This window comes from Desulfogranum mediterraneum DSM 13871, from assembly GCF_000429965.1.
Lineage (GTDB): Bacteria > Desulfobacterota > Desulfobulbia > Desulfobulbales > Desulfobulbaceae > Desulfogranum > Desulfogranum mediterraneum.
Genome location: NZ_KE387007.1, coordinates 20,753 through 42,742, shown reverse-complemented (window position 1 = coordinate 42,742; position 21,990 = coordinate 20,753). Strand labels below are relative to the sequence as shown.

The 21,990-nt window shown below is 60.1% G+C and carries 17 protein-coding genes and 4 tRNA genes; 12 read left to right on the top strand and 9 right to left on the bottom strand.

Features of this window, described 5'->3' with window-relative positions; all coding sequences use genetic code 11:
* Window positions 1-6 precede the first annotated feature (6 nt).
* The 9 genes from G494_RS0119595 to G494_RS0119555 all read right to left on the bottom strand — a co-directional run bounded on the left by G494_RS0119595 (window position 7) and on the right by G494_RS0119555 (window position 6,885).
* Window positions 7-486, bottom strand: coding sequence for a hypothetical protein (locus G494_RS0119595; RefSeq protein WP_028585871.1), 480 nt, complete (start codon window positions 484-486; stop codon window positions 7-9).
* Between the two features lie 195 nt (window positions 487-681).
* Complete coding sequence (locus tag G494_RS0119590; RefSeq protein WP_028585870.1) at window positions 682-1,011, bottom strand: STAS domain-containing protein; 330 nt, start codon at window positions 1,009-1,011, stop codon at window positions 682-684.
* A 60-nt stretch (window positions 1,012-1,071) separates the two neighbouring features.
* Window positions 1,072-1,488, bottom strand: coding sequence for an ATP-binding protein (locus tag G494_RS24625; RefSeq protein ID WP_051305905.1), 417 nt, complete (start codon window positions 1,486-1,488; stop codon window positions 1,072-1,074).
* 72 nt (window positions 1,489-1,560) lie between these two features.
* Window positions 1,561-4,125, bottom strand: a complete 2,565-nt coding sequence (locus tag G494_RS0119580) for an ABC transporter ATP-binding protein/permease (RefSeq protein ID WP_051305904.1) — start codon at window positions 4,123-4,125, stop codon at window positions 1,561-1,563.
* Window positions 4,115-5,989: a SpoIIE family protein phosphatase gene (locus tag G494_RS24620; protein ID WP_035247700.1), complete on the bottom strand. Its 1,875-nt coding sequence runs from the start codon at window positions 5,987-5,989 to the stop codon at window positions 4,115-4,117. Before G494_RS24620 ends, G494_RS0119580 begins: the two co-directional genes overlap by 11 nt.
* A gap of 315 nt (window positions 5,990-6,304) precedes the next feature.
* Window positions 6,305-6,382 (bottom strand) — tRNA-Glu (locus tag G494_RS0119570).
* A 17-nt stretch (window positions 6,383-6,399) separates the two neighbouring features.
* Window positions 6,400-6,475, bottom strand: a tRNA-Lys gene (locus G494_RS0119565).
* Between the two features lie 239 nt (window positions 6,476-6,714).
* A tRNA-Glu gene (locus tag G494_RS0119560) sits at window positions 6,715-6,792 on the bottom strand.
* 17 nt (window positions 6,793-6,809) lie between these two features.
* Window positions 6,810-6,885, bottom strand: a tRNA-Lys gene (locus G494_RS0119555).
* Between the two features lie 595 nt (window positions 6,886-7,480).
* Here G494_RS0119555 and rdgC point away from each other — a divergent pair.
* The 12 genes from rdgC (at window position 7,481) to G494_RS0119495 (ending at window position 21,784) form a co-directional block, all read left to right on the top strand.
* A complete protein-coding gene (rdgC, locus tag G494_RS0119550) occupies window positions 7,481-7,993 on the top strand; it encodes a recombination-associated protein RdgC (RefSeq protein WP_232362605.1) in 513 nt (170 codons plus the stop codon).
* 59 nt (window positions 7,994-8,052) lie between these two features.
* Window positions 8,053-10,035, top strand: coding sequence for a tetratricopeptide repeat protein (locus tag G494_RS0119545; protein ID WP_028585867.1), 1,983 nt, complete (start codon window positions 8,053-8,055; stop codon window positions 10,033-10,035).
* An 833-nt stretch (window positions 10,036-10,868) separates the two neighbouring features.
* The gene (locus tag G494_RS24615; protein ID WP_051305903.1) at window positions 10,869-11,441 is read left to right on the top strand and encodes a hypothetical protein; all 573 of its coding nucleotides are present in this window, start codon (window positions 10,869-10,871) and stop codon (window positions 11,439-11,441) included.
* Window positions 11,442-11,495: 54 nt separating this feature from the next.
* A complete protein-coding gene (gatB, locus tag G494_RS0119535) occupies window positions 11,496-12,923 on the top strand; it encodes an Asp-tRNA(Asn)/Glu-tRNA(Gln) amidotransferase subunit GatB (protein ID WP_028585866.1) in 1,428 nt (475 codons plus the stop codon).
* Window positions 12,924-12,941: 18 nt separating this feature from the next.
* Complete coding sequence (gene radC / locus G494_RS0119530) at window positions 12,942-13,679, top strand: RadC family protein (protein ID WP_028585865.1); 738 nt, start codon at window positions 12,942-12,944, stop codon at window positions 13,677-13,679.
* A gap of 60 nt (window positions 13,680-13,739) precedes the next feature.
* On the top strand, window positions 13,740-14,885 hold the full coding sequence (hemW, locus tag G494_RS0119525) for a radical SAM family heme chaperone HemW (protein WP_028585864.1): 1,146 nt from the start codon (window positions 13,740-13,742) through the stop codon (window positions 14,883-14,885).
* Between the two features lie 239 nt (window positions 14,886-15,124).
* Window positions 15,125-15,958, top strand: coding sequence for an MBL fold metallo-hydrolase (locus G494_RS0119520; RefSeq protein WP_028585863.1), 834 nt, complete (start codon window positions 15,125-15,127; stop codon window positions 15,956-15,958).
* Between the two features lie 254 nt (window positions 15,959-16,212).
* Window positions 16,213-17,832 carry a fumarate hydratase gene (locus G494_RS0119515; RefSeq protein ID WP_028585862.1) on the top strand — a complete coding sequence of 540 codons (1,620 nt, stop codon included), beginning with the start codon at window positions 16,213-16,215 and terminating at the stop codon, window positions 17,830-17,832.
* A 126-nt stretch (window positions 17,833-17,958) separates the two neighbouring features.
* Complete coding sequence (locus G494_RS0119510; protein ID WP_028585861.1) at window positions 17,959-18,630, top strand: LOG family protein; 672 nt, start codon at window positions 17,959-17,961, stop codon at window positions 18,628-18,630.
* A 4-nt stretch (window positions 18,631-18,634) separates the two neighbouring features.
* Window positions 18,635-19,177, top strand: coding sequence for a nitroreductase family protein (locus G494_RS0119505; protein WP_028585860.1), 543 nt, complete (start codon window positions 18,635-18,637; stop codon window positions 19,175-19,177).
* A 32-nt stretch (window positions 19,178-19,209) separates the two neighbouring features.
* A complete protein-coding gene (locus G494_RS25860) occupies window positions 19,210-19,584 on the top strand; it encodes a PilZ domain-containing protein (RefSeq protein WP_028585859.1) in 375 nt (124 codons plus the stop codon).
* Between the two features lie 340 nt (window positions 19,585-19,924).
* Window positions 19,925-21,784, top strand: coding sequence for a glycosyltransferase family 39 protein (locus G494_RS0119495; RefSeq protein ID WP_084457123.1), 1,860 nt, complete (start codon window positions 19,925-19,927; stop codon window positions 21,782-21,784).
* Window positions 21,785-21,990: the final 206 nt, after the last annotated feature.

Below are 21,990 nucleotides of genomic sequence, written 5' to 3'. Positions count from 1 at the left end.
GACTGCTTACCAGCGCAGCGCCCCCTCCGGAGCACAGGGGCCGACATCCGGCTCCACCGGGGGAAAGACCTGAATCAGCCCGGGTTCCGGAAAACGGACTGCCGAGCGCTCCCACTTGGAATACCAGTAGCCCACGGTCTCTCCGTGCAGATCCCTGATCACGGCCCCGGAAAAAAAACACATGGGACTCCGCTGCTCCCTGGTACCGGCGATAACCGCAGCCAGCTGCTGATCGGGCTGGGCCAGCGGGCTCCACAGCCTTGAAATCAGCCGGTACTGCCTGTTCAGGGCGATAACCGCATTGGCACTGCCCCGGGGCCCAGTGGTGTAATAGCTGTAGCCTGGAAGCACGGTGGCGCTCTTGAACATGGCGCTTACCTGGGCATCGGGCACCAGCTCTCCCCTGGGCAGGCTGACGCAGCCACCGAGCCCGACCATGGCCGACAGCCAGAAGAGAACCCCAACTATCCGTATAGATTTCGACATGGTACCTACTCCTTCCCGGCTAACGACGGGCAAAAACCATGGTATGTAAACAGAGAACATCCGCCCCTATGGATAAGGTGTTTTTGCTTGCCCCCAGGAGCACGGCCCCAACAAAACCGCCCCTGGCACCGCCCGGGACGACTCAGGCAGCCCGCAGTGTCCGGATACAGCGAACCGATCCCAATCTGGGAGGCCCTACTGGGCCACAAAGGCCTCCGGGCTCGCGTAGAGGGGAATAAAGGTATCAAATCCTGAGATCTCAAAGATCTCCCGGACATGATCCTGACAGCGGCAGACGGCAAAACGAACGCCGCTGCCCTTCAGTTCCCGGGCAAAGTTAAACATCACCCTGAGGCCGGCGCTGGAGATATAGTCCAGCTCGGCAAAATCGATGACCAGGGGATGGGCCGGGTTCGGGATAAAGGTCCCGGTCCACGCTTCCAGCTCTCCGGCGGTCCCGGAATCCAGGCGGCCGCAGATCTGAATGGTCAGGTAGTCGTTGCTGTCGCGTTCAATGATTTTCATAGGCTTGATCGTTGTTCTCTCCATGGAGGTAACAGGGGGCATCGCTTTTCAGCCCTTGGCTCATCCGCAGCCGATGACCTTGGTCAGGCGCAGTATATTTTTTCCAGACCGACGGGCGTAGCCACAGCTATCGGCAAAATGGCGGACCAGATGCAGCCCCAGCCCCCCGGCCTGCCGCTCTTCCATGGGCTGAATCAGATCAGGTGGCTGCACCTTCAGGGGATCAAAGGGCGGCCCTCTATCTTCGATAAGGATCTGCACCTCGGTACTGCTCCTTGCCAAGGCCACCCGCACAGGCCCGGAATCAGGGCCACCACCATACTTGATACAGTTGGTATAGAGTTCCTCGATGATCAGGTTGATCTCCAGAACCATGGTCCGGGAGAGGCCCCAGCTCTGCCCCAGTCCGGCCAGCCAGTCGTGAAAATCATCCAGGCTCTGCTCTGTTCTCTCCAGAAAATATTCCGCCTCGTTCATCTTCACCTTGGTCCCCCCTGCCTCCAGGATTCCTCATCAGCCGCCTGAGGACCCTTGCCGGACAAGCTCTCCTCAACGGTGTCCGCCAACCAGTTCATGCAGGCCCCCCTTTCGCTCGAGTAACTCCTCATAGCCCCCGTACTCCATCAACTCTCCACCCTTGAGCACCCCGATGGCATCATAGCCCCTGATCGTGTCCAGACGATGGACCACGGAGATTACCGTTCGCCGCCCCTTCCACCGCTCCTGGATCAGACGCTGAATCCTGGTCTGGGAGGCGTTGTCCAGGGCCGAGGTGGCCTCATCCATGAGGATCAGGACAGGCTCCTTGAGCAGTACCCGGGCAATGGCCAGCTTCTGCCTCTGACCACCGGAAAGCTTGTCGCCCATATTGCCCACCGGATACTCCATCCCTGCTGCGGCAACGTCTTCCAGGCAATCTTCCTCGATCAGGAGATGGATGATGGCCTGGCTGATCTTCTCCTGGGGAGCCCTGGGACCGCTCTTGATCCTGCCAAAGAGGATGTTGTTGAGCACCGACTGATCAAAGATGGGAGCATCCCGGCGCAGATAGGTAAAGACCCCGGGGAGTTTACGGCGGCTCCACACCTTCCAGGCATCCCGCCAGATCAGGATATGGCCCTCCAGCTCAGCCGGCATGGCGCAGACCGTATGGATGGCCGGGGTATAGGCCAGGGCCAGACGCAGCAGACAATCCCGGTCCTCGGCTGCAAGCTGGTCGAGCCCCGCCTCGTCCAGACGATGAAGCAGGGCCGTATAGGCGACCAGCTCCTGAGCCTTCATGGGGGTGGGAGGCTCATGCCCTGTGGACTCGCCTGGAGCAACAGAGGGTTCTCCATCCGGTTTTCCGGCCTTGGCCAGGTGATACTCGACAGAGCCTTTGGCCAGGATCAGCCCCAGGTGGAGGAGGGGCGCCACCAGCCCATGTGCGACCAGAAAGGCTCGGAACCGGGGGTCTTCGGGGAGCCTGGTGGTGGCAAAGGCCGGATCCGTGCTGGTGGCAAAGATGATATTCTCCAGGATGCTGGCGTGGTGGAGGCAGGCCTGATGATCGTAGAATTCGATATACTCGGCAAGACGCTCCCCAAAATTTGCCCGAAAGCGGTTCCGGATGGCAACGACCCTGGCCCTGATGGCCTCGGTGGAGAGTTCCAAACGGGTCTCCAGGCCAAAGCGAACCACATCTACAAAAAAGCCGGCCTGCTGGAGACTGAGGATTAGCTGGTCCAGCGAAGGGTCCTCCTCCCCCTGCGGTGTGCCGGCCACTGCATGGCGAGCCGCACGCTGGGCATAGAGCAGATTCTCCCGGATGGATCCTGAAAAGATAAAGGGATTCTGGGAGATATAGCCCAGCTGCTGAATGATCTCTGCCTTGGAGAGAGCCTTGACCTCTCTGCCATCCAGTTGAATGGAGCCGCTGGTATAGGCAAACATCTTGGCGACACACTGCACCAGGGTGGATTTGCCGCTGCCGGAGAAGCCCACCAGAGCCAGATGCTGGCCAGGCTCCAGGGAAAAACTGACCCGCCGGAGCAGCTCCTTGCCCTCGGCGGTCCGGTAGCCCACATCCCGAAGGATCAATCGGCCCTTGATCGCCAGGGGCGCCTGCTGCCAATCATCCAGGGGGACCTCGGGCCGACGATCAAAGGTCTGCATGGTCCGCCGGTAACGGATGGAGGCATCCTGGTAGGACTGGTAATACTCGATCAACTCCTTCCAGGGATCGTAGAGTTTTTCCTGGGCAGAGAGAAAGGCGACCATGGAACCGAGCTCCAAGCGGCCGTTCATCACCAGATAACCACCGAAAATAAAGACCACAAAGGGCCCCAGACTGACAAAATAGTTGTTCACGGTCTTGATACTGAAACGAAATAACATCCAGCGCAGCCGGATGGAGCGCAGCCGTTCCACCAGGCGGTTGAACTTCCCCTGCTCGGCAAAGTAGCCGCCATGGACATTGATCTCGTTGATCCCGGTGATGGATTCGGTGATCTGGCCAGCCACCTGCCGGGACTGATCCACCCGCTGCTTGTTGAGTCGGTTGGCTTTTTTCTGAAGATAGGGGATCAGGAAGACCACCAGGGGATAGATGGCCAGGGTAAGCAGACCCAACTGGGGGTTGAGCCAGAGCAGATATCCGGCAAAGGCCAGCAGGGTCAGGACATTGGCCACCGGCACGGCCAGGGCCATCCCGGCAAAGGAGCCTGCCGAGGCCAGCTCGGTCATCAGCGAGCTGACCACCATCCCGGGCTGGGTACTGCGAAAGAAGTGGAGGGGCAGGCTGAGGATGTGGCGATAGAGTGTTCTTCGCATGGCCAACAAGGCCCGTTCGCCGATGGTGGCCTGGAGAAAGTTGATCCAGAGCTTGGTCCCCCCGGTTATGGTGACCGCCAGCAGATAGATCCCGCAGTAGAGCAGCAGGTCGTCAAAGCGGCGGAGAAAGATGGCCTCATTGACGATCCGTTTCTGCATCTCCAGCGGGACCACCCGGGCCACCACCAGGACAGCGATCAGCGCCAGCAGGAGGAGCTGGAGGCGCAGGTTGCCGCGAAAGGCCCAAAACAGCAGGGAGCGCTTGGTCACCTCCATGGAGATCGATTCCTGCTCAGCCATCATCTCTCCCTGTTGATTCCTGCACCGTCATCACAGCGGGGCGATCTGCAGCCTCGGCCTCCAGGGCAACGGCAACCAGGGTGATATCATCCACCGGCTCCACCCGGCCCCTGAAACGGGTAATCGCCTCGGTGATCCGCTCCAGGATCTCTCTGGGCCGGGCATGGGCATGGTGGCGGACGACCTCCTTGAGCCGCTCCTTGCCAAAGGGTTGACCTTCTTCGTTTTCCACCTCCCAGACCCCGTCACTGCCGATGAGCAGGATATGGCGCCCCGGCCCCAGCACCAGGCTGTCTCCCCGGAATCCGGCCCCGGGATCAAGGCCCATAACCATTCCCTGCCCCTGGAGCTCACGCCAGCACTCCTCCTGGCAGAGATAGAGCAGGGCCGGATCATGGCCGGCCCTGACCCAGCGGATCAGACGACGCTCGGCTTCAATCTCCAGGTAAAAGAGGGAGGAAAAGTTGCCGTAGGGGAGCGTATCCCGACAGAGGTAGCGGTTGACATCGCCAATGAGCTCGTCCGCACTCCCCTCCTGCTGAACCCTGGCCCGCAGCAGCCCCCTGAGGGTAGCCATGAGCAGGGCGGCACCGATCCCATGACCGACCACATCGCCCACCACCAGATGGACGGTGCCGGGGCGATGTTCCGACTCTATGAAGTCAAAGTAATCCCCGCCGGTCTCGTCACAGTAGATGCTGATCCCGCTGGCTGTGAGCCCCTGACCGAGATAGTCCTTTTGGGGCAGCAGGGTCAGCTGAACCTCCCTGGCAATGGCCATGGCCCTCTGCAGCTGCACCCCTCGCTGCAACTGGCTGGTCATCCGGTTGAAGCTGCGCAGCAGATCGCCCACCTCGTCCTCGCTGGTCACCTCCAGGGGACGGGAAAACAGACCGTTGGCCAGGTCATCCGCGGCCTGTGAGACCTGTTCAATGGCCTGGGTGGTCTTGCTGAGACTTGAACGGATGAACCAGAGCAGGATCACGATACAGGAGAGGAAGGCAAGAAAGGAGATCGCCCGGAAGCGAACAATGGGCTGGAGCACCTCTTCTCCCGGGGCTATGATCACCATGGTCCAGGGGGCCTCATGCAGACGGTAGAAACCGCTGATTTCCGTGGGTGGCGAGCCTGTACCGAAGATGAGCCCTGAGCGCTCCTGTCTCAAGGCTTCCAGGGTCCGTTGTTCCAACGCACCTGCCTCCCCGAAGCTGAGGGCGTGGTCGAGCGGAAGGCCTGAATCGGCAGCGGTCGTTCCGGCCAGGATGTGGCCCTCCTGATCAATGATATAGGCCGTATAGGTCTGCCACCACTCCGACTGGGTGGTCTGGGCAATGAGCCGGCCGAAATCCAGCATCACCTCCACCTTGCCGACCAGCTCGTTGCTGGCGTTGGCCAGCTGACTGGAGAGCAGGACCGTTTTTTTACCCAACTCGGCGGTATACTGGGGCGGCTTGACCTCCAATCGCCCGACAGGAACGGCCTCCCGCCGACGGTGTCGCTGGTACAACTCCATCGGTCGCCGTATCCGCAGCCCCTGACTGGCCAGGCGGGCAGGCCACTGGGTATCAATGGCCACCACTCCGTCCAGCTGGCGGAGTCGCTCAACAATGAACTCGTGCACCCGACGCTCTGCATCTGCCCTGCTGATCCCATCCAGGAGCAGCAGCAGATCCTTGGGCCGCTTCAGCTGCATATCGATATTGTGGGCAGCCTTGTCCAGCTGCGCCAGGGCGGTCTGGCCCCACTGCTCGAGCAGCAGGCTCCTCACCGCCCGAAAACCCACCAGCCCCACCAGGGTCAGGAAAAGAAAGACCGGCAGGATGAGATAGATAATGGTGCGCTGCTGCAGGGTCTTGGGCTGAAGCATAGAACAGTGGTCAGGCTGGGCAACAGTTGGCTTGTTGAAGACAGAGCTGAAAGATACTCTCCGCCCCTTTCTCCTCTTCGGAGTCGGCTTCAGGATCGCTCCCCTCCCCCTGACTCCTTAACTATCAAAAACGCAAACCATAGTATATCTTACCATAGAATGGCTGAAAAAGGCCATGCTTCTCCACTTTTCCTGGGGCCCTCTCTCCGGAATCCTTTGTTCAACAATATGGTCGAGGGATAAAGAGGGGGCAACGCTTCAAGGTGGTCTGAAAACAGAAAAGGCCCTGAGCATGATGCTCAGGGCCTCTGTATATGGCGTCCCCAAGGGGATTCGAACCCCTGTTGCCGGCGTGAAAGGCCGGTGTCCTGGACCTGACTAGACGATGGGGACAGGTCTGTATATAAAAATGGTGGGTCGTGCGCGGCTCGAACGCGCGACTCTCTGCTTAAAAGGCAGATACTCTACCGGCTGAGTTAACGACCCCCCGTGTTTCGAGGTGCTCTTTTACCCGGTTCCGTGGCTGGTGTCAACAGGGAGTTGTACCAAGAGACGTTTTTTTTTCAGACTTGAAGAACCCTTCCCCGACCTGCTCGGGACGGTTGGGGAGCGATAACGGCAACAACCCGAGAGATGAAGAGTTGCCATCCGCGGCCAAGGCTCTCTCCAGCCGAAGCCCTGAAAACAGAAAAGGCCCTGAGCATGATGCCCAGGGCCTTTGTATATGGCGTCCCCAAGGGGATTCGAACCCCTGTTGCCGGCGTGAAAGGCCGGTGTCCTGGACCTGACTAGACGATGGGGACAGGTCTGTATATAAAAATGGTGGGTCGTGCGCGGCTCGAACGCGCGACTCTCTGCTTAAAAGGCAGATACTCTACCGGCTGAGTTAACGACCCCCGTGTTTTGAGGAGCCCTTTTTACTCGTTTGAACCGAGGGTGTCAACAAAAAAAGAAAGGGACTGCTTCTTTTATTGGCAGAGCGCAGCCAAGAAATAACAGAGCCCTCCTGATCGCTGCCTGCCCCTGCTCCTTCCGGCTTGCCCCTCCCCCCACCCAGAGGGGTCCCGGATCGAGCTGCCAGAGTTCCCTGTCGGCAGAAAGCGGGGCCCTGGGGGAATCCTCTCTCCTCTAATCAATCCAGATCATCTAAATATCTTGTTGCCTCTTTCCAGGTTTGCTATATCACTAAAGGCCAGCTTGAAGAGCTCTTTTTTCTGCCAAGTCGGCATCATACCTGGAGTTGTCCCCTATACCTTCAAAGGTATGGCTATCCCGAATTTTTCCGCCCGGCTTGACTCTGATTGAAAAACCTGCGTATTCGAGATACCCTGGAGACGAAACAAAAAAAGTGCGCCCCGGGCGGGGCACATAAAAAACATCTTGAAATTGTGGACGGTTATGGGATTACTCTCGGGCTCGGCATCATTTACACGCTTTTCAGTCACAGGCGAACTACCTGATCATTTCTGGGACTTTGTTGCAGATCGGGTGGTGGCACATAGTTTCCAGGACATAGACGACACCATGGATGAATACTCCATCGGCTGGGTCTCGGTGGCCAACATGTTTGATTCAGACTTTGCCTACAGCTCCTACGCAGCCGGTGATTACGTGGTCCTGACCATGCGAATCGACGAACGCAAGGTCTCGCCGGCGGTCCTCAAGAAGTACACCATGAAGGAAGAGGAACGGATCAAGCAGGAAAAAGAGCTACCCCGCCTGAGCCGGGCCGCCCGCCTGGAGATCAAGGAACGGGTCCGGGCAGAACTGGTCCGCAAATCAGCCCCCATCCCCTCCACCTACGACCTCTGCTGGAACCTCTCCGACAACACCCTGCTCTTCTTTTCCACCAGCAAGAAGGCCCATGCCCTGCTGGAGGATCTGTTCAAGGAGACCTTTGAGATGTCGCTGGTACTCCAGATCCCCTGGCTGATCGGCCAGAGGATGGCAGAGGGAGAGGCTGCGGCCGGATACGACAACATGGGGCCGGCCATCCTGCTCTAAGCCCCTGTTGTACCCAGAGAAACGCTCGCCTACTCACCACCTATCCATACGGAGGGACAATGAATATCTACCTGCTTCTCGGACTTGGCATCGTTGTACTGCTTGTGGTTGTCGTTGTTGTCAAAAAAGTGCTCCAGAAAAAAGAGAGTGCACCAAGCCCCCAAGAACAGGTAGAGCAGGCAGCACCCTCCCCCCTTGCAGCTCTGGAAACCGAAGAAGAGCCGCAACCTCTGGTGAGCGAGGAACCCGCCGACCAGGAACAGGTTGCTGCGCCTGCAACCGTGACAGCGGATGAGGTATCTAGACATGAGGTAGCTGGCCCCTTGGCCCCGGAAAGCCCGGAAGAGGAACTGCCCCCGCCTCCTCTTCAAACAGAGATGAAGGAGGAGCGGGAGGAAATGGCTGCGGCTGCACAGGATAGAGCGGAACCGCAGGCAGAGCTTGAGCTTGAGTTTGAAATTGAAGCGGAGCCTGAGCTTGAACCGGAAGCCGAGCCCGAGCCGTTGCCCGAAGCAGCAGTCGCCAGCCCGGAACCCGAGATTCAAGCCGAGGCACCTGGCGGCGATGAGCCTGAACCTGCCCAGCCTGGCTCAGAAGAGACCGGAGCGGCAGCAACGACAGGGCAAACCGAGGCTGCCGTCGCTGCAGAGGCGCTGGCCGAAGCGGTAGAAGAAGTAGAAGCAGAGGTAGCAGAGGTAGAGGTCGAAGCGCTTGAAACTGGCCAGGCGGACGCCCCATCCGGACGGCAAGAGAAGCCGTCTCCAGCACCCTCGGCAGAACTCAGGGAAGAGATGGCCCCCCTGGCAGCAGTGGCAGCGATCAGCCTCTCCCTGGAGGAGTATGGCAGCCGCTTAAACAGCCAGGAAGAACAACAGCGTCGGGCCCTGGAAGAGGCGATCAGCTCCCAGGAGGATGGACAGCGGGATATCCTCCAGCGCAAGATGGTGGTCATCAACGACAAGCTCACCCTCCTGGACGACAACTACCGCCAGGAACTGGCCTGCTACCAGGAGGTGCTCCAGCTGCTCGATGAGCTCCAAGCCCAGCTGGACCCGGAAAAAACTCAACAGGCCAGAGCACAGCTGCTGAGCGGCGAGGCCGCCCCTGCAGAGGCCCTGCTGGCCGAGGTCAGCGGTCTGGGCTCAGCTGACCAGGCCAGGGCCACCTTTTACAGCGGTCGCCTGGCAGCGTGCCGGATAGATCTGATCACCGCCCTGGGCCGCTACGAACAGGCCATTGCCCAGGATGGGAGCAAGCTCTCCTACCTCTATGCCGCCGGAACCACGGCCCGGCAACTCTACCGGTACGACAAGGCCATCCACTGGCTGGAGCAGTGTGTCCGCCTGGGCAACCAGGATCATGCCATTGCCCCGCTGGAACTGGCCCGGATCAAACGGGACCTGGCCTATACCTATGTGGTCAGCGGCCAATACCAGAAATCCGGCCCCCTCTACAAGGAGGCCATGACCCTCTTCTCCAGGGAGCTGGGCCAGGAGCACCCGGAGTTGGCTCTCAGCTGGTTCCAGATCGGTGAACTCCAGGAGACCCTGGGCGAGTACGACAAGGCCCTGTCCCTCTACAAGAAGGCCCTGGGGATCATGGAAAAGAGCCTGGGTAAGGACCACCCCAACAACAGCGCGGTCCTGGAAAAACTGGCCGCCCTGTGCATGGAACTGGAGTTGGAGAAGGAGGCGGTGCCCCTCTACGAGCAGCTGGTGGCCATCCGCCGCAGTACCCTGCGCCCCACCCATCCGCAACTGGCCATCAGCCTGAACAGCCTGGCCGAATCCTACCGCCTCCAACGGATGTATGCCGAGGCAGAGGCCTGTTACCTCCAGACCCTGGCCATTGCAGAGCAGAACCAGGGCAAGGAGCACCCCAGTGTGGGCGCCATCCTCCAGGAGTTGGCCAAGGTCTGTCTCAGTCAACGAAAGAACGAGGAGGCGGACCAATACCAGCAACAGGCCACGGCGATCTTTGAGCAGGTATTGAGGCAACAGGAACAGCAGTCAGAGGGAAGTTCGCTCTCCCTTGAACTCTAAGAGTCTGTCGGACCTTCAAACCTTGAGACAGATAAGTTATTGATATTACACAACGTGATACTTTTCGCTTGATATCGATTTTTTCATTAAATATAATAATTACAACAAATTACAGGCTTAGCCCTTCTTGAGTCCGACAGACTCCTGGGAGGTACTCCGCTGATCAAGATGAAGATGAAGCGTCATTCCCGCGAAGGCGGGAATCCAGTTTTGAAGGAATGAAGAAGAATCCTTGCGTCTTCATCTTGAATGAGCAAACGGAATAATACACTCAGCCTTCGGGGGCAAGACGTGAAAGAAGGAAAGTATATGCGGAGCAACCCTGGATGCCCGCCTGCGCGGGCATGACGGTAGAGACGTATGCATGAGGGGCAAAGAGCTCCTTTATATATCGGTCTGCAGGATGCGGTAGAGAGGATCTGGGCAGGGTAACTATTTGCTCTCCTGTCAGATGTTGTCGCGAGGGTGTAGGTGCTTTGGTAGTCGTCGTCATTCCTGAACAGTATGGCGCCCTAGGAGTCTGTCGGACTTTCAAACTTTGAGACAGATAAGCTATTGATACTTTTCGCATAATATCGATTTTTGAATTAAATACAATAATTACAACAAATTACATGTTTCACTTTTCTTGAGCCCGACGGACTCCCAGGCCTCCTGATTGGATACCGGCCTCGCCGCCAGGACGGAAGATGGGTGCGAATGCTCCAAGGAAAGGGGGAAAGGGCGCGTAGGGTTCCTGGAAGAAAAGAGCGCTTTAATCATGCCGGCTTTTATCCGGGAAGGTCGCAGCCGACCCTCCCGGCAACCATCACTTATGACAGTGGACATCATCAATGGATCTTGTTGATCTGATACAGGAAAAAAGGTTTCTCGGCCAGGAGTTTCTCGCCTGGTTATGGTACAAGTCCGAGGAAAGGGGAGGCTATGTCGACCTTCCCGGGATCGGCGACGTCCTTGTTATCTTTGAAAAACACATGCTGTTGGAGTACGGCGAAGGCGAGGCCAGCGAAAAGGTGATCTGCCGGGGCCTGCAGACCGAGCTCAAAGAGGCCCGGGAAGGATTGCGCCTGGCCAAGAAACCGGAACAGGCCCGCCTGCGCCTGGCCCGGGGAGACCATGAGTACGGGGTCACCCTGGCTGCAGCCACCCTGGAATTTCGCAACGTCCGCCTGCCCAAGACGGCGGGAACCGAGGATGGCGGCAAAGATCCGGACAGCCTGGAGGGCCAGATCTTGGAGCGGGTGGCCCTGTTTGAAGAGCTGACCTTTCTGGTCAACAGCCTCTTCGCCCAGTTCATCTCCATCCGTGCCACCAACAGATGGACCGAGGAGCTGGTCCACATCCGCAACTGGATCGCCCCGGATACCAGCCAGGATAAGCAGGAGTATCAGGAGTATCAGGATTAGCTCGAACCAATCCCCCCACCGTTAACACATTTTTTGCACAGAGATAGGATTTCCATGGATTTTGAAATTGTAATCGGGCTGGAAGTGCATGCCCAGATGAACACGAAAAGTAAGATATTTTGCGGCTGTTCAACGGAATTCGGGGCTCCGCCCAACACCCATACCTGCCCGGTCTGCCTGGGGATGCCCGGCTCCCTGCCGGTGTTGAACAGACAGGTGGTGGAGGCGGCCATCAAGCTGGCCCTGGCCACAGACTCCACCATCAACCAGGAGAACATCTTTGCCCGCAAGAATTACTTCTATCCCGACCTGCCCAAGGGCTATCAGATCTCCCAGTTTGAACTGCCCATTGCCGAGCACGGCAAACTGGAGATCGAGGTGGAGGGAACCAAAAAGACCATCGGCATCACCAGGATTCACATGGAGGAAGATGCTGGCAAACTGGTCCATGACGAGCTCGAGCCGGTCAGTCATGTTGATCTGAACCGCACCGGCACCCCCCTGCTGGAGATCGTCAGTGAACCGGATCTCCGCTCCCCGGCCGAGGCCACCGCCTACCTGAAGAAGCTCCACGCCATTGTCCGCTACCTGGATATCTGCGACGGCAACATGCAGGAGGGCAGCTTCCGCTGTGATGCCAACATCTCCCTGCGGCCGGTGGGCCAGGAGGAGTTTGGAATCCGCACCGAGCTCAAGAACATGAACTCCTTTAAAAACGTCCAGCTGGCCATGGAGTACGAGGTCCGGCGGCAGCGGGACGTCCTTCTGGACGGCGGCCGGGTCATCCAGCAGACCCTGCTCTGGAATCCGGACAAGGCCCAGACCGAGACCATGCGCGGCAAGGAGGAGGCCCATGACTATCGCTACTTCCCTGATCCCGACCTGGTACCGGTGGTGGTGGACCAGGACTGGATCAGCACGGTTGCCGCAGGCCTGCCCGAGCTGCCCGACCACCGGCGCAGGCGCTTCTGCGAGGAGCTGGGCCTAAACGATTATGATGCCGAGATCCTCACCAGTTCCCGGGAACTGGCCGACTACTTTGAGCTGGCCCTGGCCGAGTATGGCAATGCCAAGAAGCTGGGCAACTTCATGGGCACCGAGCTGCTCCGTGAGTATGGGGCCGAGGAGATCGAGGCCTGCCCGGTCCGGCCAAGCCAGCTGGCCCGGCTGCTGAAGATGATCGAGGACAACACCATCTCCGGCAAGATCGCCAAGACCGTCTTTGCCGAGATGCTGGACAAGGGCCAGGATCCGGAGGTCATTGTCAAGGAGAAGGGACTGGTCCAGATGAGTGATGAGGGCGAACTCCAGGCCATGGTCCGGGAGATCATTGCCGCAAACCAGGAACAGGCCCAGCAGTTTCGCGACGGCAAGACCAAGGTGATGGGCTTCTTTGTCGGCCAGCTGATGCAGCGCACCAAGGGCAAGGCCAATCCCAAGTTGGCCAACAAGCTGTTTCAGCAAGAGCTGAACACCCCCTAAGCCCTTGGGACAAAGGCCGTGAACAGGGAGCAGTGGCAGCAGAAGGGCCGGGGCCATCGCCAGCGGCTGAGGGACAAGTTCCTGGACCAGGGAATCGAGGCCTTCAGCGATGGAGAACTGGTCGAGCTGCTGCTCAGCTTCGGCACCCCCCGCTCGGACTGCAAGGCAGCGGCCCGGGCAGCCCTGGCCCACTTCGGTTCCCTGCCTGCGGTGCTGGATGCCCCTGGCCATGAGCTCAGAGGGATCAAGGGGATCGGCCCCAAGAACGTCTTTGCCCTCCAGCTCATCCAGGGGGTGGCACGCCGCTACCTCCGCCAGCGCTTGAAAGGCAAACACTATCTCCACTCCTCCCGGGAGGTGGCCGACTACCTGATCCACACCATGCGGGGCCTGGAGCGAGAGGTACTCACCGTGGTCTTTCTGGACAGTGCCCACGGCATTATCGATGCCCGGGTGGTGGCCGAGGGCACGGTGGCGGTCAACACCATCTACCCCAGGGAACTGATCAAAGAGGCGCTGGCCCATAATGCCGCGGCCCTGGTCATCGCCCATAACCACCCTTCAGGCAAACTGATGCCCTCCAGCCAGGATCAGGAGCTGACCCGCTCCCTCTACCTGGCCTGCTCCTTCCTCCACATCAGGCTGCTGGACCACCTGATCATCGGCGCCGGCAAAGAGGTCTACAGTTTTGCCGACCATGGCCGGATGGAGCAGATCCGTGAACAGTGCAGCGGGCTGCTGGCCCAGCTGGGCTGAACAGTTGCTCCGCCCCCTGCTCACCAGACAACCCGCTCCCCAGCCAGTGAACCAGCGATCATGACCGCCATCGGCCCCGGCCTCTACCTCCATGTCCCCTTCTGTCAGAGCAAGTGCAGCTACTGCAGCTTCAGCTCCTTTGTCGGCAGCCCCACAGATATCCGCGACTATTACCAGGCTGTGCTCGGCCAACTGAAGCTGCTCAGCCGCCGTCCCCCCTGGGACCGGCTCCCCTTTGCCACCATCTTCTTTGGCGGCGGCACCCCCTCTATCCTGCCCAGGGAACTGCCGGCAGAGCTCCTGGGCCGCCTGGCCCGGGCCTTCCGGCTGGAGCCCCAGGCCGAGGTCTCCATGGAGATCAACCCGGCCACCATCAGCCCCCGGGAGATGAACTCACTGCGCCGGGCCGGTTTCAACCGCCTCTCCATCGGGGTCCAGTCCCTGGACGATGCCACCCTGGCCCTGATCGGCCGCGGCCACAACCGGGAAGAGGCGCTACGCGCCTTTCAGGCGGCACGCGCGGCAGGCTTCAGCGACCTCAGCCTGGACCTGATCTACGGCCTCCCTGGCCAGGACGCGGCGCAGTGGCGGCAGACCCTGGAAACGGTGCTGGCCCTGGAACCGGATCACCTCTCCCTCTACGAACTCACCTTGGAAGAGGGTACGCCCCTGACCAGGGCCGTGGCACGGGGGGAGCTCCGCCTGCCCGGGGAGGAGGAGGTCCTGGCCATGATGGAACAGACCCGGATCATCCTCGGCTCCAGCCCCCTGGAGCGCTACGAAATCTCCAACTATGCCCGCCCCGGCCACCGGTGCCGTCACAACCTCAACTACTGGCATAACGGCAGCTACCTGGGCCTGGGACCGGCTGCGGTGAGCGGCCATGGGGGCAGGCGCTGGACCGGAATAAAGCAGCTCAGCCGCTTCTGCCGAGCCGTGGCCGCCGGCACCCCGGCCTGGGGGGACCAGGAGACCCTGGACCAGGAGAGCTACTTTCGCGAATCCGTGGTCATCGGCCTGCGCCTGATCCGGGGGGTGGACCTGGAGGCCCTTCACCGCCGCTTCGGCATCGATGGACTCAGCTACTACGGCCAGACCCTCAGCCGGCTGGTGGAGCTGCAGCTGGTGGAGCTCAAGGGCTCCCGGCTGCGCCTGAGCGCCAAGGGCAAGCCCCTGGCCAACCAGGTGATGGCGGAGTTGGTCTGATCGAGCTGCTCCGCTTCAGCCCCAAGCCCACCCTCGGCGACAGCACGGGGGCTGTCCCACCAGCCGTCCCACAGACTCAGCCTGAGCAGGACAGCAGTTCTTTTACCCTGGAACCCAGCAAGAAAAATGGCAGGCAACTGGACTTTTCCTGGAAAACCCTTGGCCCTGGCAGTAGAGACTGTAGCTGGAGGGTATACACTTTCTGCCAGACAACATGAACAGCGATTGAGGAGGCAGCTATGCGATGTGACTGTACGGTACTCTGTGAAAATTCAGTGACCACCGCCCTGGGCCTGATCGGCGAACACGGCTGGGCCGTCCATGTGGCCACCGACGACCACCAGATCCTCTTTGACACCGGCCAGGGCCTGGGTCTGCTCCACAACAGCGAGCGCTTGGGCGTTCACCTGGACCAGCTGGACGGAATCGTCATCAGTCATGGCCACTATGACCACACCAGCGGCCTGCCCGATGCCCTCCGCCGCACCGGCCCCACGGATGTCTTTCTCCATCCCGATGGCTTCAGCAGCCGCTACTGGCTCAAGGACGAGGAGTGCCGGGAGATCGGCATCCACTTTCGCCGGGAATACCTGGAGTCCCTGGGTGCCCGTTTCCTCCCCATCAGGGAGCTGACCGAGATCTTCCCCAGGATCTTCCTCAGCGGTGAAATTCCCAGGATCTCCACCTTTGAGCCGCCTGATCCCCATATGAAATGCCCGGCCGGTGAAGGGAGATGGGTCCAGGACCAGCTCCGGGACGACCAGTCCCTGGTGGTCCGCTCGGATCAGGGCCTGGTGGTCATCCTGGGCTGTGCCCATGCCGGTCTGATCAACATCCTCAACCACGTCAGCGCCCGGTTCCCCGGCGAACCCATCCATGCCCTCTTTGGCGGCACCCACCTGGGCTTTGCCGGCAGCGACCAGTTTCAGGCCACGGTGGAGGCCCTGGAGGCCTTTGAGATCCCCCATATCGGCGCCTCCCACTGTACCGGCCTGGACAACAGCGCCAGGTTGCACCACCACTTCAAGGAACGCTTTTTCTTTGCCGCAGCAGGGACCAAGCTGAGCTACTGAGCCTGGTTAATGAATAGCCATTCATGGCCCATTCGTTGGTTTTTCCAGGAAAAATTGACTTTCTGATACCAGGGACTTGCCTTTGGTTGCCTGGCGGAGTAAAAAAAGGGGCGGTGTCTGCAGCTGGCCGGAGCCATAACTCCCGGCGCCACAGCCGCCTCAGCAACACGATCTAAAAGGGGGGTATACCTTTTTGAATATACCGATTGCCGGCCAATCGGTTCCACTCTATTCAACCCATAAGGAGTAGTATCATGGCAGAGTTTGTATATCAGGATCCCTTTGCCCAGGGAAAAGATGAAACCAAGTATCGCTTACTTGAAGGTTCTGAACAGTACGTCTCCGTAGAAGAGTTCAATGGTGAAAAGATCCTCAAGGTCGCACCGGAAGCCATCAAGGTGATCGCCAACCAGGCCATGCGCGAGGTCTCCTTTCTCCTGCGCCCTGCCCACAACGAGAGCGTTGCCAAGATCTTCAGCGATCCCGAGGCCTCGGCCAACGACAAGGAAGTGGCCCTGGCGATGTTGCGCAACGCCGAGGTGGCCTCGGAGTTCGTGCTGCCGGTCTGTCAGGACACCGGCACCGCCTGTGTGGTTGCCAAGAAGGGCCAGAAGGTCTGGACCGGCTGCGACGATGCCGAGCAGATCTCTGCCGGGGTCTTCACCACCTATACCGAAGAGAACCTGCGCTACTCCCAGAATGCCCCCCTCAACATGTATGATGAGGTCAACACCAAGACCAACCTGCCTGCCCAGATCGACATCTACGCCACTGGCGGGGACGACTACAAGTTCCTCTTCCTGGCCAAGGGCGGCGGCAGCGCCAACAAGACCTACCTCTACCAGGAGACCAAGGCCCTGCTCAACCCCGGCACCCTGAAAAAGTTCCTGGTGGAGAAGATGAAGACCCTGGGAACCGCCGCCTGTCCACCCTATCACATCGCCTTTGTCATCGGCGGCACCAGCGCAGAGAGCAACCTGAAGACCGTCAAACTGGCCTCTGCCAAGTATCTGGACAAGCTGCCCACCAGCGGCAACGAGCTGGGCCAGGCCTTCCGGGACGTGGAGCTCGAGGCTGAGCTGCTCGAAGAGGCCCAGAAGCTGGGCCTGGGCGCCCAGTTCGGCGGCAAGTACTTTGCCCACGATATCCGGGTGGTCCGGATGTCCCGTCACGGCGCCTCCTGTCCGGTGGGCATGGGGGTCTCCTGTTCTGCAGACCGGAACATCAAGGCCAAGATCAACCAGGACGGCCTCTGGATCGAGCAGATGGACAGCGATCCCGGCCGGCTGATCCCGGCAGAGTATCGTGACCGCAGCGACGCCCAGGTGGTCAAGGTCGACCTCAACCAACCCATGGACAAGGTCCTGGCCGAGCTCACCAAGCACCCGGTCTCCACCCCGCTCTCCCTGAGCGGAACCATCATCGTTGGCCGGGATATTGCCCATGCCAAGTGGAAGGAGCTGCTGGACAGCGGTGAGCCGCTGCCCGAGTACCTCAAGCATCACCCGGTCTACTACGCCGGTCCGGCCAAGACCCCGCCAGGCAAGCCTTCGGGCTCCTTTGGCCCGACCACGGCCGGCAGGATGGACTCCTACGTGGATCTGCTCCAGGGTAAGGGCGGAGCCATGGTGATGATCGCCAAGGGCAACCGCTCCCAGCAGGTCACCGATGCCTGTAAGAAGCATGGCGGCTTCTACCTGGGCTCCATCGGCGGTCCTGCAGCCCTGCTGGCTGAGGAGAACATCAAGAAGGTCGAGTGCCTCGATTACCCGGAACTGGGTATGGAAGCGGTCTGGAAGATCGAAGTAGTCGACTTCCCGGCCTTTATCCTGGTCGACGACAAGGGTAATGACTTCTTTGACGGTTTGTTATAACATATCATCAGGAGGGCGAAGCAGGGAGATGGGCCTGGCCTGGCATCCCCTCGACGCCCTCTGATTCAGATCAATTCAATCGGCCCCGGTAGCGCACGCTAGCGGGGCCTTTTCACCGGTACCCCTATGGAAGACCTGAGAACTTCAGAAACCTGGCGGATCTTTCGGATCCAGTCGGAGCTCATTGACGGCATTGAAACCCTCAACGATATCGGTCCGGCGGCCTCGGTCTTCGGCGGCGCCCGTTTCCAGGAAGATTCCCCCTACTACCAGGCCGCCCTCAAGACCGCTGCCCTGCTCACCGCCCAGCAGCTGACCGTCATCACCGGCGGCGGACCGGGGATCATGGAGGCCGCCAACCGCGGCTGCATTGAGGCCGGCGGCACCTCGGTGGGGCTCAACATCGTCCTACCCCATGAACAGGCGCCCAACCCCTATCAGAACGTCAGCATTACCTTCCGCTACTTTTTTGTGCGCAAGCTGATGTTTGTCCGCCATGCCATGGCCTATGTCATCTTCCCCGGCGGCTTCGGCACCATGGACGAGTTTTTTGAATCCCTGACCCTGATCCAGACCAACAAGATCAGAAAGTTCCCGGTCATTCTCTTTGGCAGCAGCTACTGGCAGGGCCTGCTCGACTGGGTCCAAAAGGAGATGGTCCTCCAGGGCTGCATCGCCCCCGAAGACCTCAACCTCTTTAAGGTGGTGGATAGCCCGGAAAATGCCGCAGCCCTGGTCACGGACTATCTCCAACAAAATCGTGACGCCCGACAGAGCCGGCGGGCCACGGACGAGTGAGCCGATGAACCCTGCGCTGCAGTTCATCTTCTCCCGACGCAGTATCCGCTCCTTCACCGAGCAGGCGGTCAGCGACGAACTGGTGGAAGACCTCCTCCAGGCTGCCATGGCCGCGCCCTCGGCCAAGAAGAAGGATCCCTGGCACTTCCTGGTCATTCGCGATCGGCAGAGACTTCGCGCCATGGCCAGGATCCAGCCCTATGGCCGGATGCTGCGGCAGGCGCCGCTGGGAATCCTGGTCTGCGGGGATATTGAGCTGGCCCTGGATCAGGAGCTCTCCTTCATGCTCCAGGACCTCAGCGCGGCCATGGAGAACCTGCTTTTGGCTGCCAATGTCCTGGGACTGGGCGCCTGCTGGGTCGGCGTGCACCCGCGAAAAGAACGGATGAGCGGTCTGGCCGAACTCTTCGGTCTGCCTGAGCGGATCATCCCGGTTGCCGCAGTTGCCCTGGGCTGGCCGGCCAAGACGGCTGAAGCGCGAACCCGCTACAACCCTGCCCGGGTCCACCGGGAAGAGTGGACCGAGACCTCAGCAGGAGGCAGCTGATGACCTCCCCAACCCCTGACCAGGTGTGAACTATGCCATCGGAAAAAAGAAAATTTTCTCGCATCCATCTCAACTTTTCTCTGACCCTGACCCTGGCCGATGGTTCGGCCTACCTGATCGATACCCTGGATGATATCGCCATCGGCGGCTGCCTGATCCCGGCACAAGCGGAGTATGCCCGGCAGGGGCCCTGCCATATCACCATCCCGCTGGGTGACAGCCCCGAGGCCCAGCCCAGGATCGAGGTAGAGGGTGAGATTATCCGGGTGACGCCTGAGCAGGTGGCGATTTGCTTCAACCAGATCGAGCCGGAGAGCCTGGTCCATCTCCAGAACCTGATTCGCTACAATGCCCCGGATCCGGATAAGATCGAGGAAGAGATCAACCAGCACCCGGGGCTCCTCTGATCCTCTGTGCCGGAGCCAGGCCCTGGCTATCAAACAAGAACGCCGCCTGAAAAACAATCAATACCAACCGCTCCAAGCCGCCCTGCACCGACCGCCACAGCTGAAATCAGGGCAGAACAGTTTTTCCCCATGACGCCACTCTCCCAATGTGGTATCCTCTGCGGCCGTGCACGCTGTCGCCTCATGATCGACGGTCACAAACTCGACCGGTGCCGGACCGAAGCCCAAACGCTGCTGCCCGGAGCGATAGCCACGCCCCATTCACGCCCCCGCCGGCAAAGCCAACCAGCGGTTCAGCCCGCCAAATCCCGGTCAGCAACCGGACAGATCTTCGCTTCCCATGATACACATGCCCCGCAACACGGCTCTCCCCTATGTACTTCTGACAGCCATCATCCTGCTCTATACGGTACTGATCGTACCGATGATTCCCCAGATCGGGATCTCCTTTGATGAACAGACCGACCTCACCATTGCCCAGAGCTACGATGCCGCCCCCCAGGGCTGGCTCAGGGGCAGCGATCTCGATGCCACCAACGTCCGCCTGCCCATGTATAGCTCCTGGCTGCTGTTCAATCTCAGCGACAACCCCCTCCATGCAGCCCGCCTGGTCGGTTGCCTCCTGGGTATCCTCACCCTGGTCGCGGTTTTTCTCTACTGCCGCCGGGAGTTCAGCATACAGACCGGCCTGATTGCCTGCCTGATCATGGCCATCAGCCCCTACTTCCTCTCCTTTTCCAGGGTGGCCTTTACCGAGGGCGACATCTTCATCACCTGCCTGGCCAGCTGGCTGCTCTACCTGGTGACGGCCTTGAAAAGGGAGCAGACCCTGAAGTGGGTCCTGGCCTGCGGCCTCTGCCTGGGCCTGGTGCTCTCGGCCAAGGCCTCGGGAGCAGCCCTGGTGGTAGCCGCCACCTTAAGCCTGCTGCTGCCCACGGCAGGCAGGCTGCCCCTCCCTCCTGCCCCTGTGGCGAAATTCGGCCTGGGAAGAACCGTGCTCTGCCTGGGGCTGTTGAGCCTGGGACTGCTGGTGGTGGCCGGGGGCTACTATCTGGCTGGCCCGGCAGACCTTGAGGAGCTCCCCGCTGCCTATCAAGGCCTGAGCAAGGCCGCGGTACTCGGCCATTACCTCTGCGCCCTGGGCCTCTGGCTGCTGGTGCTGCTTCTGCTTGGCCTCAAACGCAAACACAGGGCCGGCTACCTCGGCTCTCCCCTGCTGGTCCTGGCCCTGGCCGCGGTCACCTTCCTGGTCCTGCCGCCGGTCCATATCACCAATCCGACCATCCTCACCAGCCTGGCGGCGATCTTCACCTCCAGCAACGATGCCTTCAGCTGGGCCTTTGCCGGAGAGGCGGCCGTGCTCCACTTCCTGGTGCTGCTCCTCAAGTCCGGCCTGATCATGGGTATCGGCCTCTGCCTGGGGATCGTGGCAGCCCTCTGCCAATGGCAGCGGCGTCCAGCCCTGCGGACCCCGCTGATCTTCTTTCTGCTCTACCTGGCCTTCCTGATCCTGAAGATGGTCCATGCCCAGACCTACTTCATGATGCCCCTCTTCCCCGTTGCCGCCATCCTCCTGGCCGACCTGGTGCAGAACCTCCTGGGCCGCTACCGACGGACAGCCTGGATCCTGATCGCTGCCGCCCTGGTCACCACCACCATCGACCTGGTCCGCACCTACCCCTACACCCACCTCAACGGCTATCAGTGGCTGGGAGCACGCTACCTGGGAGGTCGTTCCACCATCGGCTACCGCAGTGTTGCCCAGACCCCGTCCGACGGCCTGGAACAGGCCTGCCGATGGATGCGGGAGAATATCCCTCCAGGAGAACGGATCCTCCACTTCACCCATGCCGACCATATCCTCCGGCCTCGGATGGAACACCGTGGCTTGATCAACCTCAACGGCTTTCACCCCGCTTACACCATGGAGGAGGTCAACTACCTGATGATCCATATCAATGGTACCATCAACGATGGCCGGGGCAGGGACAACCCGGAAGGTTCCATCTACCGCTACTACTATGATCCGGAAAAGCTGGAGCAGGAGTTCGTCAAGATCTACAGCCTCAAACGCCCTTTCAACATCGAGGTGGTCTCGGTCTGGTACCGTAAACACCCCTATCCTCTGGGCAGATCCGGCAAGATCATCGGCCCGGCAGCAGAGGGAGCAGCGCAGCGTCGCCACCCGGTGGTACCCTGAGCCCTTCGGAGCTGTCTATCGGGACTGTCTCTCTGCCCTTTTTTGCTGAACAAGAGGGCAATCATGGTATATTCGCGTTTTTTCTCCAGGTACAGAGCCGCTCTGCCTCCTGAAGCCGCTCAAACGCACCACCAGAACCTGGACCAACACCAGCCCCCGCACCATGGCCTGGACAGGAAGAGGCTGGAAGCGGCCATCTTCGCCAA

What these genes read in the sequence shown, in the direction of transcription:
- G494_RS0119595 (WP_028585871.1), bottom strand. Translation starts at nt 486, where the DNA reads ATGTCGAAATCTATACGGATAGTTGGGGTTCTCTTCTGGCTGTCGGCC.
- G494_RS0119590 (WP_028585870.1), bottom strand. Translation starts at nt 1,011, where the DNA reads ATGAAAATCATTGAACGCGACAGCAACGACTACCTGACCATTCAGATC.
- G494_RS24625 (WP_051305905.1), bottom strand. Translation starts at nt 1,488, where the DNA reads ATGAACGAGGCGGAATATTTTCTGGAGAGAACAGAGCAGAGCCTGGAT.
- G494_RS0119580 (WP_051305904.1), bottom strand. Translation starts at nt 4,125, where the DNA reads ATGATGGCTGAGCAGGAATCGATCTCCATGGAGGTGACCAAGCGCTCC.
- G494_RS24620 (WP_035247700.1), bottom strand. Translation starts at nt 5,989, where the DNA reads ATGCTTCAGCCCAAGACCCTGCAGCAGCGCACCATTATCTATCTCATC.
- G494_RS0119545 (WP_028585867.1), top strand. Translation starts at nt 8,053, where the DNA reads ATGAATATCTACCTGCTTCTCGGACTTGGCATCGTTGTACTGCTTGTG.
- G494_RS24615 (WP_051305903.1), top strand. Translation starts at nt 10,869, where the DNA reads ATGGATCTTGTTGATCTGATACAGGAAAAAAGGTTTCTCGGCCAGGAG.
- gatB (WP_028585866.1), top strand. Translation starts at nt 11,496, where the DNA reads ATGGATTTTGAAATTGTAATCGGGCTGGAAGTGCATGCCCAGATGAAC.
- hemW (WP_028585864.1), top strand. Translation starts at nt 13,740, where the DNA reads ATGACCGCCATCGGCCCCGGCCTCTACCTCCATGTCCCCTTCTGTCAG.
- G494_RS0119520 (WP_028585863.1), top strand. Translation starts at nt 15,125, where the DNA reads ATGCGATGTGACTGTACGGTACTCTGTGAAAATTCAGTGACCACCGCC.
- G494_RS0119515 (WP_028585862.1), top strand. Translation starts at nt 16,213, where the DNA reads ATGGCAGAGTTTGTATATCAGGATCCCTTTGCCCAGGGAAAAGATGAA.
- G494_RS0119510 (WP_028585861.1), top strand. Translation starts at nt 17,959, where the DNA reads ATGGAAGACCTGAGAACTTCAGAAACCTGGCGGATCTTTCGGATCCAG.
- G494_RS0119505 (WP_028585860.1), top strand. Translation starts at nt 18,635, where the DNA reads ATGAACCCTGCGCTGCAGTTCATCTTCTCCCGACGCAGTATCCGCTCC.
- G494_RS25860 (WP_028585859.1), top strand. Translation starts at nt 19,210, where the DNA reads ATGCCATCGGAAAAAAGAAAATTTTCTCGCATCCATCTCAACTTTTCT.
- G494_RS0119495 (WP_084457123.1), top strand. Translation starts at nt 19,925, where the DNA reads ATGATACACATGCCCCGCAACACGGCTCTCCCCTATGTACTTCTGACA.